15 protein-coding genes are annotated in these 13735 nt (G+C 32.2%); 10 read left to right on the top strand and 5 right to left on the bottom strand.

Annotation, left to right across the window (positions count from 1 at the left end; translation table 11 throughout):
• Window positions 1-12 precede the first annotated feature (12 nt).
• From Q0977_RS03630 to Q0977_RS03620, 3 genes are read left to right on the top strand one after another with little or no spacing between them, the layout of a single operon-like run.
• Window positions 13-576 carry a nitroreductase gene (locus Q0977_RS03630; RefSeq protein WP_299510685.1) on the top strand — a complete coding sequence of 188 codons (564 nt, stop codon included), beginning with the start codon at window positions 13-15 and terminating at the stop codon, window positions 574-576.
• A gap of 18 nt (window positions 577-594) precedes the next feature.
• A complete protein-coding gene (locus Q0977_RS03625; protein WP_299510683.1) occupies window positions 595-1131 on the top strand; it encodes a cob(I)yrinic acid a,c-diamide adenosyltransferase in 537 nt (178 codons plus the stop codon).
• 18 nt (window positions 1132-1149) lie between these two features.
• Window positions 1150-2667 (top strand): cobyric acid synthase, encoded by a 1518-nt coding sequence (locus Q0977_RS03620; RefSeq protein ID WP_299510681.1) that lies wholly within the window; start codon window positions 1150-1152, stop codon window positions 2665-2667.
• A gap of 88 nt (window positions 2668-2755) precedes the next feature.
• On the opposite strand, the gene Q0977_RS03615 is transcribed toward Q0977_RS03620, so the two are convergent.
• On the bottom strand, window positions 2756-3301 hold the full coding sequence (locus Q0977_RS03615) for a pyridoxamine 5'-phosphate oxidase family protein (protein ID WP_299510679.1): 546 nt from the start codon (window positions 3299-3301) through the stop codon (window positions 2756-2758).
• Between the two features lie 108 nt (window positions 3302-3409).
• Between Q0977_RS03615 and Q0977_RS03610 the strand changes: the two genes are divergently transcribed.
• From Q0977_RS03610 to Q0977_RS03595, 4 genes are all read left to right on the top strand, one after another.
• The gene (locus Q0977_RS03610) at window positions 3410-4798 is read left to right on the top strand and encodes a PLP-dependent aminotransferase family protein (protein ID WP_299510677.1); all 1389 of its coding nucleotides are present in this window, start codon (window positions 3410-3412) and stop codon (window positions 4796-4798) included.
• Window positions 4799-4809: 11 nt separating this feature from the next.
• Window positions 4810-5208 (top strand): VOC family protein, encoded by a 399-nt coding sequence (locus Q0977_RS03605; protein WP_299510675.1) that lies wholly within the window; start codon window positions 4810-4812, stop codon window positions 5206-5208.
• Window positions 5209-5306: 98 nt separating this feature from the next.
• Entirely contained in the window at window positions 5307-5729 is a 423-nt protein-coding gene (locus tag Q0977_RS03600) for an N-acetyltransferase (RefSeq protein WP_299510673.1), read from the top strand.
• A 16-nt stretch (window positions 5730-5745) separates the two neighbouring features.
• Entirely contained in the window at window positions 5746-6252 is a 507-nt protein-coding gene (locus Q0977_RS03595) for a flavodoxin family protein (protein WP_299510671.1), read from the top strand.
• A 139-nt stretch (window positions 6253-6391) separates the two neighbouring features.
• Here Q0977_RS03595 and Q0977_RS03590 read toward each other — a convergent pair whose 3' ends face one another.
• The 4 genes from Q0977_RS03590 to Q0977_RS03575 all read right to left on the bottom strand — a co-directional run bounded on the left by Q0977_RS03590 (window position 6392) and on the right by Q0977_RS03575 (window position 10643).
• Entirely contained in the window at window positions 6392-7471 is a 1080-nt protein-coding gene (locus tag Q0977_RS03590) for an AbrB family transcriptional regulator (protein WP_119416771.1), read from the bottom strand.
• Window positions 7472-7570: 99 nt separating this feature from the next.
• Window positions 7571-9103, bottom strand: a complete 1533-nt coding sequence (locus Q0977_RS03585; protein WP_299510667.1) for a cation acetate symporter — start codon at window positions 9101-9103, stop codon at window positions 7571-7573.
• Window positions 9103-9501 (bottom strand): DUF485 domain-containing protein, encoded by a 399-nt coding sequence (locus tag Q0977_RS03580; protein WP_299510665.1) that lies wholly within the window; start codon window positions 9499-9501, stop codon window positions 9103-9105. Before Q0977_RS03580 ends, Q0977_RS03585 begins: the two co-directional genes overlap by 1 nt.
• A gap of 704 nt (window positions 9502-10205) precedes the next feature.
• Window positions 10206-10643 carry a hypothetical protein gene (locus Q0977_RS03575; protein ID WP_299510663.1) on the bottom strand — a complete coding sequence of 146 codons (438 nt, stop codon included), beginning with the start codon at window positions 10641-10643 and terminating at the stop codon, window positions 10206-10208.
• Window positions 10644-10804: 161 nt separating this feature from the next.
• Here Q0977_RS03575 and Q0977_RS03570 point away from each other — a divergent pair, with 161 nt between their 5' ends.
• The 3 genes from Q0977_RS03570 to Q0977_RS03560 all read left to right on the top strand — a co-directional run bounded on the left by Q0977_RS03570 (window position 10805) and on the right by Q0977_RS03560 (window position 13690).
• Window positions 10805-11755, top strand: coding sequence for a tyrosine recombinase XerC (locus Q0977_RS03570; protein WP_119416775.1), 951 nt, complete (start codon window positions 10805-10807; stop codon window positions 11753-11755).
• Between the two features lie 180 nt (window positions 11756-11935).
• Entirely contained in the window at window positions 11936-12118 is a 183-nt protein-coding gene (locus tag Q0977_RS03565; RefSeq protein ID WP_299510660.1) for a hypothetical protein, read from the top strand.
• Between the two features lie 90 nt (window positions 12119-12208).
• Window positions 12209-13690 (top strand): methyl-accepting chemotaxis protein, encoded by a 1482-nt coding sequence (locus tag Q0977_RS03560; protein WP_299510658.1) that lies wholly within the window; start codon window positions 12209-12211, stop codon window positions 13688-13690.
• The last annotated feature ends 45 nt before the right edge of the window (window positions 13691-13735 follow it).

Here is a 13735-nt window from a genome sequence, read left to right as displayed (position 1 = left end):
GGGGAAAATAAAATGACTATTATTGAAGCTATAAAAGAACGTCGTGCAATTCGAAATTATGAAGATCGTCCAGTTGAAAAAGAAAAAATTGAAAAATTATTAGAAGTTGCTACATTTGCACCAAATGATCGATTACGTCAACCTTGGCATTTCTATGTTATTCAAGGTTCAGCAATGAAACGCTATGAAGAATTGGCTACTGAGTACTTACAACAACGGTTTCCAACAAAGCCTCATTTAGTAGAAAGTTCATTGAAAGTTGTCACAACAACACCTGTTGCGATTGTTGTTACTTCAGCATTAAATCCAGATAAACCAGATGATTCAGAAGATAATATTTTTGCAACTTGTTGTGCAATTCATTCGATGTGGTTAGCTGCTCAAGAACTTGGTTTAGGCTTTGTTTGGAGAACAAGAGGTGTTGGTTTAGTTCATGATGAACGTATGCACAACTTTATCGGTTCACCTGAAAATGAAAAAGTAGTTGGCACAATTTTCATTGGCTATCCTGAAGAAGGAAAAGAAGTACCTCCTACAACTAGAATACCGTTCGAAGAAAAAACAACTTGGTTATAGAAAAAGGGAGGGAAGAATTTGGCACGTCAAGGTTTAGTTTTAATTTATACAGGTGATGGCAAAGGGAAGACTACTGCTTCTCTAGGTGTGACATTACGTGCGATTGGAAGAGGTTTACACGTAAAATATATGCAATTTATTAAATCACCTGACCGTACATATGGGGAAGCGTTATCACTTCGTAAACTTGGAGTAGAAATGGAACAAATGGGCATTGGATTCACATGGACAAAAACGCCGGAAGAGCATCGTGAAGCTTTGAGTTTGGCATGGCAAAAAGCTAAGGTTGCACTTGCAGATCCTACTATAGATTTATTAGTTCTTGACGAATTAAATAATGCTTTATCTATTGAAAAATTTCCTATCGATGATGTTCTTCCTTTGAATGAGGTGATTGAAGCAATTCGAAATCGTCCTTCTTCGATGCATCTTATCATTACAGGAAGGAATGCAAAACAGAAGTTACTCAACTTAGCTGATTTAGTTTCAACAATCGACGCAACAAAGCATTATTATGAAAGAGGAATACCTGCTGTAAAAGGATTAGAATTTTAATGAAAGAAGGTCTAGTATATGACTGCAAAAGCATTAATGATTCAAGGTACAGCATCAGATGTAGGTAAAAGTATGATCTGTACCGCTTTTTGCCGCATTTTTTCAGATGACGGAATGAAAGTTGTCCCATTTAAATCACAAAATATGGCGCTAAATTCTTTTGTAACAATTGATGGTGGTGAAATTGGCCGTGCACAAGGCGTACAAGCAGAAGCCGCAAAGGTAATTGCTACTACAGATATGAATCCAGTATTACTGAAGCCAAAGCAAGATATGGTATCAGAGGTTATTGTACATGGTAAACATTTTATGGATATGAGTGCTACAAGTTATCGAAATCATTTTGTCCAAAAAGCAATGCCGATTGTCGAACAATCTATACATAAATTACAAAATGAATTTGATGTTATTGTTTTAGAAGGAGCTGGTAGCCCAGCAGAGATTAATCTGAAAGACCGAGATATTGCGAATATGCGAATGGCACATGCTACAGACGCTGCTGTTATTTTAGTAGCAGATATTGAACGTGGGGGTATGTTCGCTTCCGTTATTGGTACATTAGCAATTCTTGATGAAACTGAAAGAGCTAGAGTAAAGGGAATTATAATAAATAAGTTCAGAGGAATGCGAGAGCTTTTAGATGATGGAGTAGAGTGGCTTGAAAAAGAAACAGGTATTCCTGTCCTTGGCATTATCCCTTATATAGATATTAATATTGAAGCAGAAGATTCTTTAGCTCTATCCTCGTTACGTTTTAAAAAACCAAAACAAGGTGAGTTTTCAATAGATGTTGCGATGATACGTTTACCACGTATTTCAAATTTTACAGATATAGATCCATTTTTTGATGAACCGGAGGTAGGTGTTCGATTAGTTCGTAATATTAAAGAGCTAGGGGAGCCTGATCTATTAGTTATTCCTGGATCCAAAAACACAATTGAAGATTTACAATGGTTAAAAAATGAAGGTTTTGAAAGAGCTGTCCATGAACTAACTGTAAAAGGGACAAAAATTTTTGGCATTTGTGGTGGATTCCAAATGTTAGGTCACTCCCTTCAGGATCCTAATGCTGTAGAAGGAGACGGCAGAAGCGCTATAGGACTTTCTTTATTACCTGTCACAACTATTTTCAATACAGAGAAGAAAACTGTTCAAATGACAGGGAAAATCATGGCTGGGAATTTTGGTTCAATATCTTTAACTGGTTATGAAATCCATCTCGGTAAAACAGTTATTGAAAATGAGTCAGTACATCCATTCATGAAGCTATCGGATGGAAGGTATGATGGAGCAATTACGTTGGATGGAAATGTGATCGGCACGTATTTTCATGGTATCTTTAATAATCGCGAATTTACTCGGAAAATTGTCAATGAATTACGTATTAGAAAAGGACTAAAACCACTCAATGAAAAAGTTCAAACTGATTATGAACGTAGAGAAGCTGCCTATCAGATATTAGCAAAGCACGTCAGAGATAATATAGATATGAACAAAGTTTACAAAATGATTGAAACGCCAGTAGTATTAAAATAATAAAAGTTAAAATACAGTTACTTAGGCTATAAACAAATTCCTGATTTTAAGTTTGTTTATAGCCATTTTTGTGAAGTATCGAATGATTTTATTTGGAAGAAGATTCTGTAGTAATATTTCTTCCTTGATAATATAATTGATCTTCTATTTTAATGTTTTCTTTCGCTGTTGTTTCAGTAGGCGTTAGCTTAAAGATACATGTTTTACTCCCAAGAGAAGATTGATGGCGTGCTATATGCTGGGAAGATAAGGGGGTGTTATAATACCCTGCTACATATTTGTCTAAGAGAGCTTGCATCGCATTGGTCGCCTCACTTAGATTATTTACAATTTCAATATCTCCAAATAACATAACGCTTAAGTATGCAGTATCCGTATTAGCAGGAATAGGTGACACCATAGTACCTTGAAATTCACTAATGACAAAAGATGCAACAGGATTATTTTTTATAAAATCTACTTTTTTCCCTTCAGATGCTCCATGAAAATAGATACTTCCGTTAAACCATACATAATTTAAAGGAACTATATATGGTACATTGTTATTCGCTAATCCTAAAAATCCGGTTTCTGCTGAAGATAATAATTCTTCTGTTTTTTGTTTGTTATTACAAATTCTATCTTGCATCCTCATCTTATATCCTCCCTTTATTATGATATAGTTTATTTAAACATTTATTTGACCATGTCAAAATAGACAGATTCTAATAATTTAAACAGGACAGTATGAAGGGGTGTAAATATGGAGCTATTTTTAGATTCAAAGGGGAAACAGTCTAAATACATACAAATATATGAGCAACTGAAAGAAAAAATTATGAGTCGTGAATTAGTTGCTGGAGAGAAACTTCCGTCTATCCGATATTTGGCTCAAGAACTAAAGCTCAGTAAGCATACAATTGATGCAGCATATCAACAATTATTAGCAGAAGGTTATATAAAAAGTGAAGCTAGAAGTGGTTTATATGTATTACCAATAGAAGATTTTCAAATTCCACAAGAAGTAATTCAAAAACAATTTCGTATTAATCGAGAAGAACAACCTATCATTGATTTTCATTATGGAACGATTGATGTTAACAATTTCCCCTTAACTAATTGGAGCAAATGTATAAAGGAAGCGATGGAAGAAGATTTGAATTGTTTACAATATGGAGAGCCTGAAGGAGATTTACACTTAAGAGAAGAAATTAAAAAATACGTTGCTCGTTCAAGAGGAATCTCTTGTACAGTAAATCAGATTTTGATCAACAATGGTACACAGAGCTCAGTAGCATTTATTATTCAGCTTTTAAAGTTAATGAATCACCCTGTGTTTTTTGAGAACCCTGGTTATAACGAAACTCGAAATGTCTTTCAAGTTTCAAATTGTGATATTATACCTTTACCGGTAGAAAATGATGGTGTATGTGTAAGTATTCTTAATAACAACGAAGCTAAAGCGTTATATGTAACCCCTTCGCATCAGTTTCCATTAGGAAGCATATTATCTATTCAAAAACGATATGAGTTATTAAAATGGGCAGAAATACGAGATTCATATATTATAGAAGATGATTACAATAGTGAATTTCGTTATCTTGGAAAACCAATCCCTTCATTAAAATCATTAGATCAGTTGCAAAGGGTTATATATTTAGGAACATTTTCAAAAAGCTTACTTCCAGCTGTTAGATGTTCATATATGATACTACCGGAGTCAATAATTAATAAAGGAAAAATAATGATTAATCAGCAAACACAAAATTGCTCTCCTATTTTGCAAAAGGCCATCGCTATTTTTATGAGGGAGGGATTTTTTGAAAAGCATGTACGAAAAATGAAGACAACCTATCAAAAGAAACAACAGCTACTTATAAAAAATATTAAAGAAAAGTTAAAGGATGAAGTCGATATAATAGGGCAACAAGGCGGTTTACATATATTATTAAGATTAAAAAATATAGATGCTGAAACATTAATAAATCGTGCAAGAAAAGTTGGAATCAAAATATATTCTACTCAACAATATTGGATGAATTCGTCTGAATTATCAAATAGCTATATTATGCTTGGATTTGGTGGGTTAACTAATGAAGAAATAGTAACAGGAGTTACTAAATTGGGAAGTTGTTTTAATAATAAAATTTAGGAGGGGTATCAATGATTTTTGAAATGACTACACAGTTTCGGGTTTCTAATTTTAAAGAAGGGCAGGAATGGTATGAAACACTGTTTAATAAGAAACCAGATTTTATTCCCCACGATGGATTTGCAGAGTGGGAAATCATTCCTGGCTGTTGGTTACAAGTCGCTGAAGGAACGCTTACTGAGGGTAATGGACCATTACGATTAGGGGTTCCTAATATTGAAGCTGAAAGAGATAGACTTGTAAAAACATTGAATATTGATCACTTTGAAATACACTCAAGACCAGAAGTACCGGTGAAATGGGGGACCTTCAAAGATCCTTGGGGTAATCAACTTGGACTTTTTGAATATATGGATAAAAGCGAGGAACAGAAGCGTATTAAAATGATAATTGGGTCGAAAGATGTTTAGAAACTTTTATAAAAAATCTTTCTTTTTCTTATGTAGATAAAAAATGATTATAATGGTAAAATATATCTCCAAAATATAGACTGAATAGAGGTAAAATTATGAAAATATATCAACAATGGGATCGAGAAGACAGTGATTATATTCGCAAAAAAGTAATAGAACACAAATTTTCTAAACTACCTGAAGACGTCAAACACCCAGTCAAGAACATTAGTTTTATCCTTAGAGATGAAGAGGATGAAATTTTAGGTGGTATTACGGGAACAATTTTTTGGTATCACTTACATATAGATTTTTTGTGGGTAGATGAATCTCTTAGAGGTAAAGGATACGGAAGACAGTTGTTAGAACATATAGAGGATATTGCACAAAAGAATAAGTGCAATCTTATTCAACTGGATACATTTAGCTTTCAGGCACCAAATTTTTATCAAAAGTATGGTTATGAAATAATTGGTGTAATCGAAGAACATCCTACTAAAGATCATAAACAGTATTATCTTTCGAAGAAACTTAGTTAATGAAGTTTTTATCAATTTGATACAATTGGCGGACATTGTTGTCCAAGATATCGAACATGAAAAAGTGTATATAAAGGATTTGAATATTCTACCAATAGAGGATTTAAGGCATACTAAAAATGGCTTTCAAGCAGTTGATGATGATTATGACCAATTGATTAAAGCATTAGAGAAAAGTGATGTAGTAATCTTTGCAACACCAATTTACTGGTATAGCAAGTCAGGTATAATGAAAAATATGATAGACCGACTTAGTCAAGCAATTCGAGATGAAAGATATCCAAATTTGAAAGAGCATTTAAAAACAATCCGAACAATCGTTGTAGCTGTTGGTGGTGATGAACCAAGGATTAAAGGAATGCCACTTATACAGCAGTTTCAGTACATATTCGAATTTTTGAATATGCCTTTTTCATCTTATATTATAGGAGAAGCCAATAGACCTGGTGATATTCTAAAAGACAAACGAGCTTTATCAGAAGCTGTTTGGTTAAATGAAAAACTTAAAGAAGGATTATTGTAGAAGAAACGGATTAAAATAATGTTACATTCTAAACATAACTATAAAACCGATTTAGCCTTAATGTAGGGAAAATCGGTTTTTCTTATATCTGTTTTTTACTATATGTGATTTGGGACGCCAAACTACATTCAACCTTCTACTAGTCATCTACCTTTTGAAACTTTTTATTAACTAGTGTAAGTGCAGGTGGTATTAATATATAGATATACAAAATTCTAAATAATTGATAAATGGTAATCGTAGCAATATCTGCATGAACTTCATGTCCGATAATGCCCATTTGGTCCATGCCACCAGGTGCTAGACTTAAGAACCCAGTTATAATAGATGTACCTTCTAAGTTTTTCATGATTAACAAGCTCATGATAAAAGAAGCAGAAACTAAAATCAGACTACTGAATATAGCAAAACTGAATAGTCTACCTTTATGTTTTAATGATTCTGGATGTAAAAGTAATCCAATATGTATTCCAACAACAAATTGACAGATATTTAGTAACCCAGGGGGCATAGAAGAAGCAGGAAATATTGTAACATTCAATAAAATTGTTAAAATAATAGGCGCTAACATGTATGCTGCTGGTAATTTTATCTTCTTTCCGATAAGAGCTGCAATAGTACATAATATCATATAAATAAAGAAATGATTCCAATTTAATATTTCTAAATTACTTTGAATGTTTGCAGCAGCAGATTGAGTAGTCGTTTGTAAAAATGGAAGATGAACAACAATTGGAACCAATAACACAACCATGATTACTCGAATTGCATGAAAGAACGTTACAGTTGATAGGTCAATACCTTTCATATCTTGAGCAAAAATAATAATTTGAGTAAGGCCACCTGGCACACTACTAGTTAAGGCCGTTGGAAAGTCTATTTTTCCATATTTAGATATGAAGAAAGCAAAGATACAACTAAATACGCATAATATTGTTGTTAACAAGAACATAAGAGGGATGTCTTGAAACATAGCCTTTAAAATTTCTTTATTAAATGATATTCCTAGTGAATATCCAATTACTATTAAACCTGTATTTTGTATTGGTTTAGGCCAGTACATTTGTAGGTGGAAAACACGATTTGCCAATAGTACAGCAAGCATTGGACCAAGTAAATAGGGAACTGGAGCATGGAGCAATTTAAACAAGAGGACGCCAACTATTCCAATCATAGCTGTTTTTAAAAATGTTTTTACGTCGAATTTTATGTTGATCATATCCTTTCTATACTAATATTATGACAGAATCATACTTAGAAAGGAAAGAACTAATATAAAAAAGATTAGGAATATAGAATACCCCTAATCTTTTTTATATTATAGATTTGGTTTCAAACCTGTATTCGCTTTAACCTCAACCTCTGCATATTTTTTAGCATCCGATTTTGCACCGACTAGTGAGCCAATCCATCCTGCTAAAAATCCTAGAGGTACTGAAATAATAGCTGGATTTGTTAATGGGAATAAGGCAGTACCAGTTAAAATCGCAGTTCCTTCTGGACTCCAAATGTTAGGGCTTAAGATAACAAGAATTAATGCAGAAACTAAACCTGTTACCATTGCGGATACTGCACCTGTAGTATTGAACTTCTTGTAATAGATTGTGTAAATAATAACAGGTAGGTTTGCACTTGCAGCAATACAGAAAGCAAGAGATACTAAGAACGCAACGTTTAACGTTTGTGCACCTAAAGCAAGTAAAATAGAGAATACTGATACACCAACAGAAGCCCAACGAGCAGCTACCATTTGTTGTTTTTCAGTAATGTTTCCTTTCTTGAAAATTTGACCATAAATATCATGGGCAAATGCAGAGGCACCTGATAATACAAGACCTGCTACTACTGCAAGAATTGTCGCAAATGCTACCGCACAAACAAATGACATTAGTAAGTCTCCACCTAAAGCTTCAGCTAAAAGAGGAGCAGCCATATTACCTGCAGCATTCGCAGCAACTATTTTTTCAGCTCCAACAAATTTAGCAGCACCGAATCCTAAGAAAATAGTTAAGATATAGAATATCCCAACAATCCAAGTTGCTGTAACTACTGAACTACGTGCAGTTTTTGCATCTTTAACTGTAAAGAATCGCATTAAGATGTGAGGAAGTCCAGCAGTTCCTAATACTAAAGCAATCATCATTGATAATGTGTCTAAACCGTTTGTATATTTTACCCCTGCATTTAAATACGCATCACCATGTGAAGTTGCCGTTTTTACAGAAGTGAACATTTCTAAAATGTTAAAATTAAATTTCATAAGCACTAGGAATGAAATAATGACAGTACCAATCATTAACAATACGGCTTTGATAATTTGCACCCAACTAGTAGCTGCCATACCGCCCCAAAGAACATAAATAGTCATCATGATACCAACTAGTAAAACAGCTACCCAATATGGAATACCTAATAATAATTGAATAAGTGCACCTGCCCCAACTAACTGAGCAATCATATAAAATAAAACGATTACAATTGTACTAACTGCAGCAGTACCACGAACCTTCTTTTGATCAAAACGTGCAGTAATCATATCTGCTAATGTATAGCGTCCAAGATTTCGTAAAGGTTCAGCCACAATATATAAAACTACTAAATAAGCTACTAAATAACCAATACTATAGAAGAAACCGTCAAACCCAAATAATGCAATTGCACCCGCAATACCTAAGAAAGATGCTGCAGATAGATAATCACCAGCAATTGCAATACCGTTTTGCCATCCAGTAAGTCCGCCGCCTGCTGTATAAAACTCACTTGCAGAGTTTGTTCGTTTAGAGGCAATGTATGTTACAACTAATGTTAGGCCTACTATTGCTACAAAGAAAAATATGCCAATTCCACTCATTAATATCCACCATCCTTAGCCTTCTCGATTATTTTTTGTGCATCTCCATCAAACGAAGCTGCTTTACTAACATAAGTCATACATAAAACCCATGTCATAATGAAAAGACCGATTGAATAAATCCAAACCCATGTAATATCCCCAAAAGCTTTACCATCTAAAGCGGTTGTAAAAGAAGTCAAAATAGGTAATAGAATATAAAGCCCTAAAAAAATAATTGAAATAGGTACTATAAATTTATTTTTCTTTTTTACTAAACTTTTAAATTCTGAACTCTCTGAAATATTAATATACTCTTCCGGTGTGAAATCTACTTTCTTCCCTGGACCTTGTTTCGAGTTTCGATTAAGATCAATTACTTGATCTTCTCCTAAAACACTTGTTAGGTTTTGCCCCATAAAAATTCCCCCTTTGTCTATTAAGAATTTGAAAGCACTTTCAAATCCTTGAGATAATAATATTCAAATTTGACAAAAATAGCAACAAATTTTTCGATAAAAATTAGTATTTTCTGTAATATGTATTGCATTTTCTCTTAAAATCATTAATATTAGTTTTTTGCGTAAAAAATTATCTGCTTTTAAAAGTTTAATTATTGAAATAGAGAGTTTAAAAATTAATGTCTTCTAAAATACCTTCTATATGTAATATTAATTCTGAATTAAACATAAAAATTCTACTATTTTTAGAATCGTTAAAATAAGGGATTTTAAGTACGATTTCTGGATAACTACCTTAAAAAGATTAATATATGAATCAGTTATATTAAGGAAGTGTATTTTTTGAATTTTAAGTTTTTATACATTTGGCATGAATTTTATATTGAAGAGCCGATAAAGATTTACGTACTACTTTTAAAAATCCTAAATTAAATGGAGAATTTACCATTTTTTTAATAATTATTAGTTTTAAAAACGATTTATGAAGTATTAGAAAGTCGAATCTATTTAATGATTGATATTTTCTGTTTAATATCAATAAATTCTATTATTTTTAGAATTAAAGAAATATGGACTTTTTAATAAAATTCGCGCATGACTTATCATGAAAAGAACGAAAGCTGATAAACTCATTTGAGATAAAATAAGCCTACCAGCGATTTTTAAGGTTTCTCTGTTTTTATTATAAAACTAGTATATTCTTTATCTTCCACTATAACATCAATTTTCCAAAGACCTTCTTGACCAAAACCTAATTTCTGATGGTTAATTCCATGATTAATAAACTCGCTAAGCTTTTCAGTATCTCCAGTCTCTTTACTGGTAGCAGTAATTTTCACTTCTTTATTAAGTAAATTCTTATTAGCTTCAAATAAATAAATTTTATAAAGTCTACCTTGGTTTGCAGGGAAATCAGGTTCATTTTTTTCTCCGTTTTCTCTTATAAAACCAACTTTCCCATCAATTCCGTAAAAAGTGGAATCTTCATATTTAAAAGTCGGTGTTATTGTCCAATCTGTTTGATCCTCTTTAGAGCATCCTAAAATCAATATAGAGAGTAGAAGAAAACAGAAAACACTCAAATTTTTAAATCTGACCAATAGATTCGCACTCCTTCCTGATTAAATGATTATTGGATATATATTCTAGTTTTAGTATACTAAAACCTTTTAAACTAATTAAATTAGTAAAAAGGTTCCCAAATGTATATTTGGGAACCTTTTTTATGCTAAAATAAGAGGTGAAAGGTGACGATATACATATGAATCAACAAAAGCCTAAAATCCTTCGTGACTTTCTTGTCTATTTATCTGCTATTAAAGGGAAATCAAAAAGAACACGAGATGAATACGATTATGATTTAACGTTATTTATGAAATTTATGCGTGCTATACAAGAGGACTTAAATATAGATGAGCTAGAAACTATTAATATATACGATATAAATGCTGAATTTTTTAAAGAAATTTCATTAGAAGATATGTATTTATTTTTAGAATATTGTGAGGAACGCCGAAATAATGCTGCAAATACGAGAGCGCGTAAAGTTGCTACATTAAAATCGTTCTTCAAGTATTTGAGATCAAAGCGACATATTATAGAAGAAAATCCAGCAGAAGATCTTGAAACCCCAAAAGTAAGTAAGCGTCAACCCATTTACTTAAGCTTCGATGAGGCGAAAACCTTTATGACAGGCATCCGAACTAAAACACATCATGATCGGGATTATTGTATGATGACTTTCTTTTTGAATTTAGGAATACGTGTCAGTGAACTTTGCAATTTAAACTTAGATTCGATTCAAGAAAGATTTATAACAGTGAGAGGGAAAGGTGATAAAGAAAGAACTGTTTACCTTAATGATGCATGTGTAAAAGCATTAAAAACATATTTAGAAGATGAAAGACCTCATATAAAAGATGCAGACAAAAATCCAGCGCTATTTTTATCTCAAAAGGGAACTCGCCTCACTAGACAACGTGTCGCGAAAATTGTAAAGCAGATCAATCATTCATCAGGATTAGATAAGAAGAAACTTTCACCTCATAAACTAAGACATACGTCCGCAACAATGATGTATAAAAGCGGAGCGGATATTAGAAGTTTACAACAAATACTTGGACACTCAAATGTTTCAACAACACAGATATATACGCACGTAGAAGATAAAGAAATTCAACAAGTAATTGAAAACAATCCATTTAATATTTAATTTACGATAATTATATTATGTAAACTAAATGATTACAGTGATTTTATTAATAAGAAATAATACATTAAGGAGGTCTGTATTATAAAGCAGGCATTATTGTACCTATCTCTATTACTTTTAATTATTTCTGGATGTTCTACTAACAATAAAAATCATAAGCACTCGAAAAATAACGCCCATATGGATGGCTACATATTTTTTTATGAAGATAAAGATCTTTCATCTGTTATATTTTTATCAGAAGAAAGTGGTATCGAATCAGAAGAATTAAATTATTTATCGATTCTAGAAATTACAGAAAAATATAGTAATTACTATTTTATAGTTGGGGCGGAAAAAACTTTCATCTACCATCCAATATAAAATCTAGAGATAAGGTGACAATTAGTTACGATAGAATTTTAGAATCGTACCCTCCGCAAATCCCTGTTTTAAATATTGAAAAGGAGTTCGATGGCTGTACTTTTATCAATCATCATTCATATTATGCATAGGGGGTTTAACTTTTTAGAAGATTATATCATACAACAAGGTATGGCGGATATAACAAATTCCAATAGTTTGTCCCTCAATATTTTATTAGCCATTCCCATTGTACTGTTGATCATTAGTACCATTCTGTATTTAAATAAACGAGATTATGAACAACTTCCGACTTGGTTAACTTTAACTTTCACATTTTCAAGTATATCTATGATTGCTGGAGGAAATGGATTAGTAGAGTATCATTTTTCTATATTTATGGTATTAGCAATTATCTCAAGCTTTTCAAGAGTTAGACTAGTGATTGTCAGTACGATCATTTTTGCTATACAACATTTAGCTGGTTACTTTTGGTTTCCTGAGCTAATTTGCGGAACCACTAATTATCGATTTTCTTTACTACTAATACATGCCTTATACTTAATCCTCACAAGTTTAGCTACTATTCAGCTGATTATCAGTAGACAGCAAACCGAGGGAAAACTAAATAAGGCACGTACAGAATCTACAGACCGATTACAACTTGCACTAAATGAGATTGAAAATACGAGTATTGAAATGAATAAATTACTAGAAAAATTACAATTAGATGCGGCTGATTCATCTAATACAAGTTTAAATATTTCAAAAACACTTAAAGAGAACTTATCAGGTACTGAAGAAGAATTAGCAACTTTAGAAAAAGGTGTTACAGAAAATAACAATTTACTATTACAATTTAATGAGATATATAAGAGAACAGATAATGTTTCATCTATTGCCAACACAAGTTTAGAACAAATTCAAGAAGGGCATCATGCATTGAATCATGTTAATCAGCAAATGAAAGTCATTTCTGAAACGATATTATCAATGCAACAAGTTACAAACGATTTAATGATTTATTCAAGTAAAATAGGAGATTTTCTATCCATCATTACAGATATTACACAAGAAACAAAGTTGTTAGCCCTTAATGCATCAATCGAAGCAGCTCGGGCAGGTGAACAAGGAAAAGGTTTCGCTGTTGTTGCAGGTGAAGTTGGAAAATTGGCCGTTAATACACAACAATCTGCCCAAAATATTGAAAATGTTATAACAACAATCCAATCTCATATTAAAGAAGTTTCATCTAAAATGACAGTTAGTATAGAAGAAATTACAAAAGGAAATAAGCAAATGGAGGTTACTGAAGAGACCTTTGATAGTATATTTGAAACGATTAAAATCGTTGATCACGAAGTAAATGCAATTTCCCAATCAACATCAGAATTTATCGAACAGACGAATCATACCAATTCATTACTACAAAATTTAGTCAGTGCTAATCAAGACTCAACAAAGCATTTACAAACGATTTCTGAAGCATCGGAAAAGCAGTATACAACCAATATTTCATTAAAGAATATCATTGGTTCTATAAACAATATATCTTCAACTTTGGAATCAAAGTTAAAAAGATTAGGCAATTAAAAGAAAAGAGGAGAATCCATAATGGACTCTCCTCTTTTAATATGA

Source organism: uncultured Rummeliibacillus sp. (assembly GCF_934216135.1).
Taxonomy (GTDB): domain Bacteria; phylum Bacillota; class Bacilli; order Bacillales_A; family Planococcaceae; genus Rummeliibacillus.
This window is presented reverse-complemented; position numbering and strand designations above follow the sequence as displayed.

Bases quoted from the DNA above. Each gene is read 5' to 3' on its own strand.
- Q0977_RS03630 (WP_299510685.1), top strand. From the start codon at position 13: ATGACTATTATTGAAGCTATAAAAGAACGTCGTGCAATTCGAAATTAT.
- Q0977_RS03620 (WP_299510681.1), top strand. From the start codon at position 1,150: ATGACTGCAAAAGCATTAATGATTCAAGGTACAGCATCAGATGTAGGT.
- Q0977_RS03615 (WP_299510679.1), bottom strand. From the start codon at position 3,301: ATGAGGATGCAAGATAGAATTTGTAATAACAAACAAAAAACAGAAGAA.
- Q0977_RS03610 (WP_299510677.1), top strand. From the start codon at position 3,410: ATGGAGCTATTTTTAGATTCAAAGGGGAAACAGTCTAAATACATACAA.
- Q0977_RS03605 (WP_299510675.1), top strand. From the start codon at position 4,810: ATGATTTTTGAAATGACTACACAGTTTCGGGTTTCTAATTTTAAAGAA.
- Q0977_RS03600 (WP_299510673.1), top strand. From the start codon at position 5,307: ATGAAAATATATCAACAATGGGATCGAGAAGACAGTGATTATATTCGC.
- Q0977_RS03590 (WP_119416771.1), bottom strand. From the start codon at position 7,471: ATGATCAACATAAAATTCGACGTAAAAACATTTTTAAAAACAGCTATG.
- Q0977_RS03585 (WP_299510667.1), bottom strand. From the start codon at position 9,103: ATGAGTGGAATTGGCATATTTTTCTTTGTAGCAATAGTAGGCCTAACA.
- Q0977_RS03580 (WP_299510665.1), bottom strand. From the start codon at position 9,501: ATGGGGCAAAACCTAACAAGTGTTTTAGGAGAAGATCAAGTAATTGAT.
- Q0977_RS03570 (WP_119416775.1), top strand. From the start codon at position 10,805: ATGAATCAACAAAAGCCTAAAATCCTTCGTGACTTTCTTGTCTATTTA.
- Q0977_RS03565 (WP_299510660.1), top strand. From the start codon at position 11,936: ATGGATGGCTACATATTTTTTTATGAAGATAAAGATCTTTCATCTGTT.
- Q0977_RS03560 (WP_299510658.1), top strand. From the start codon at position 12,209: ATGGCTGTACTTTTATCAATCATCATTCATATTATGCATAGGGGGTTT.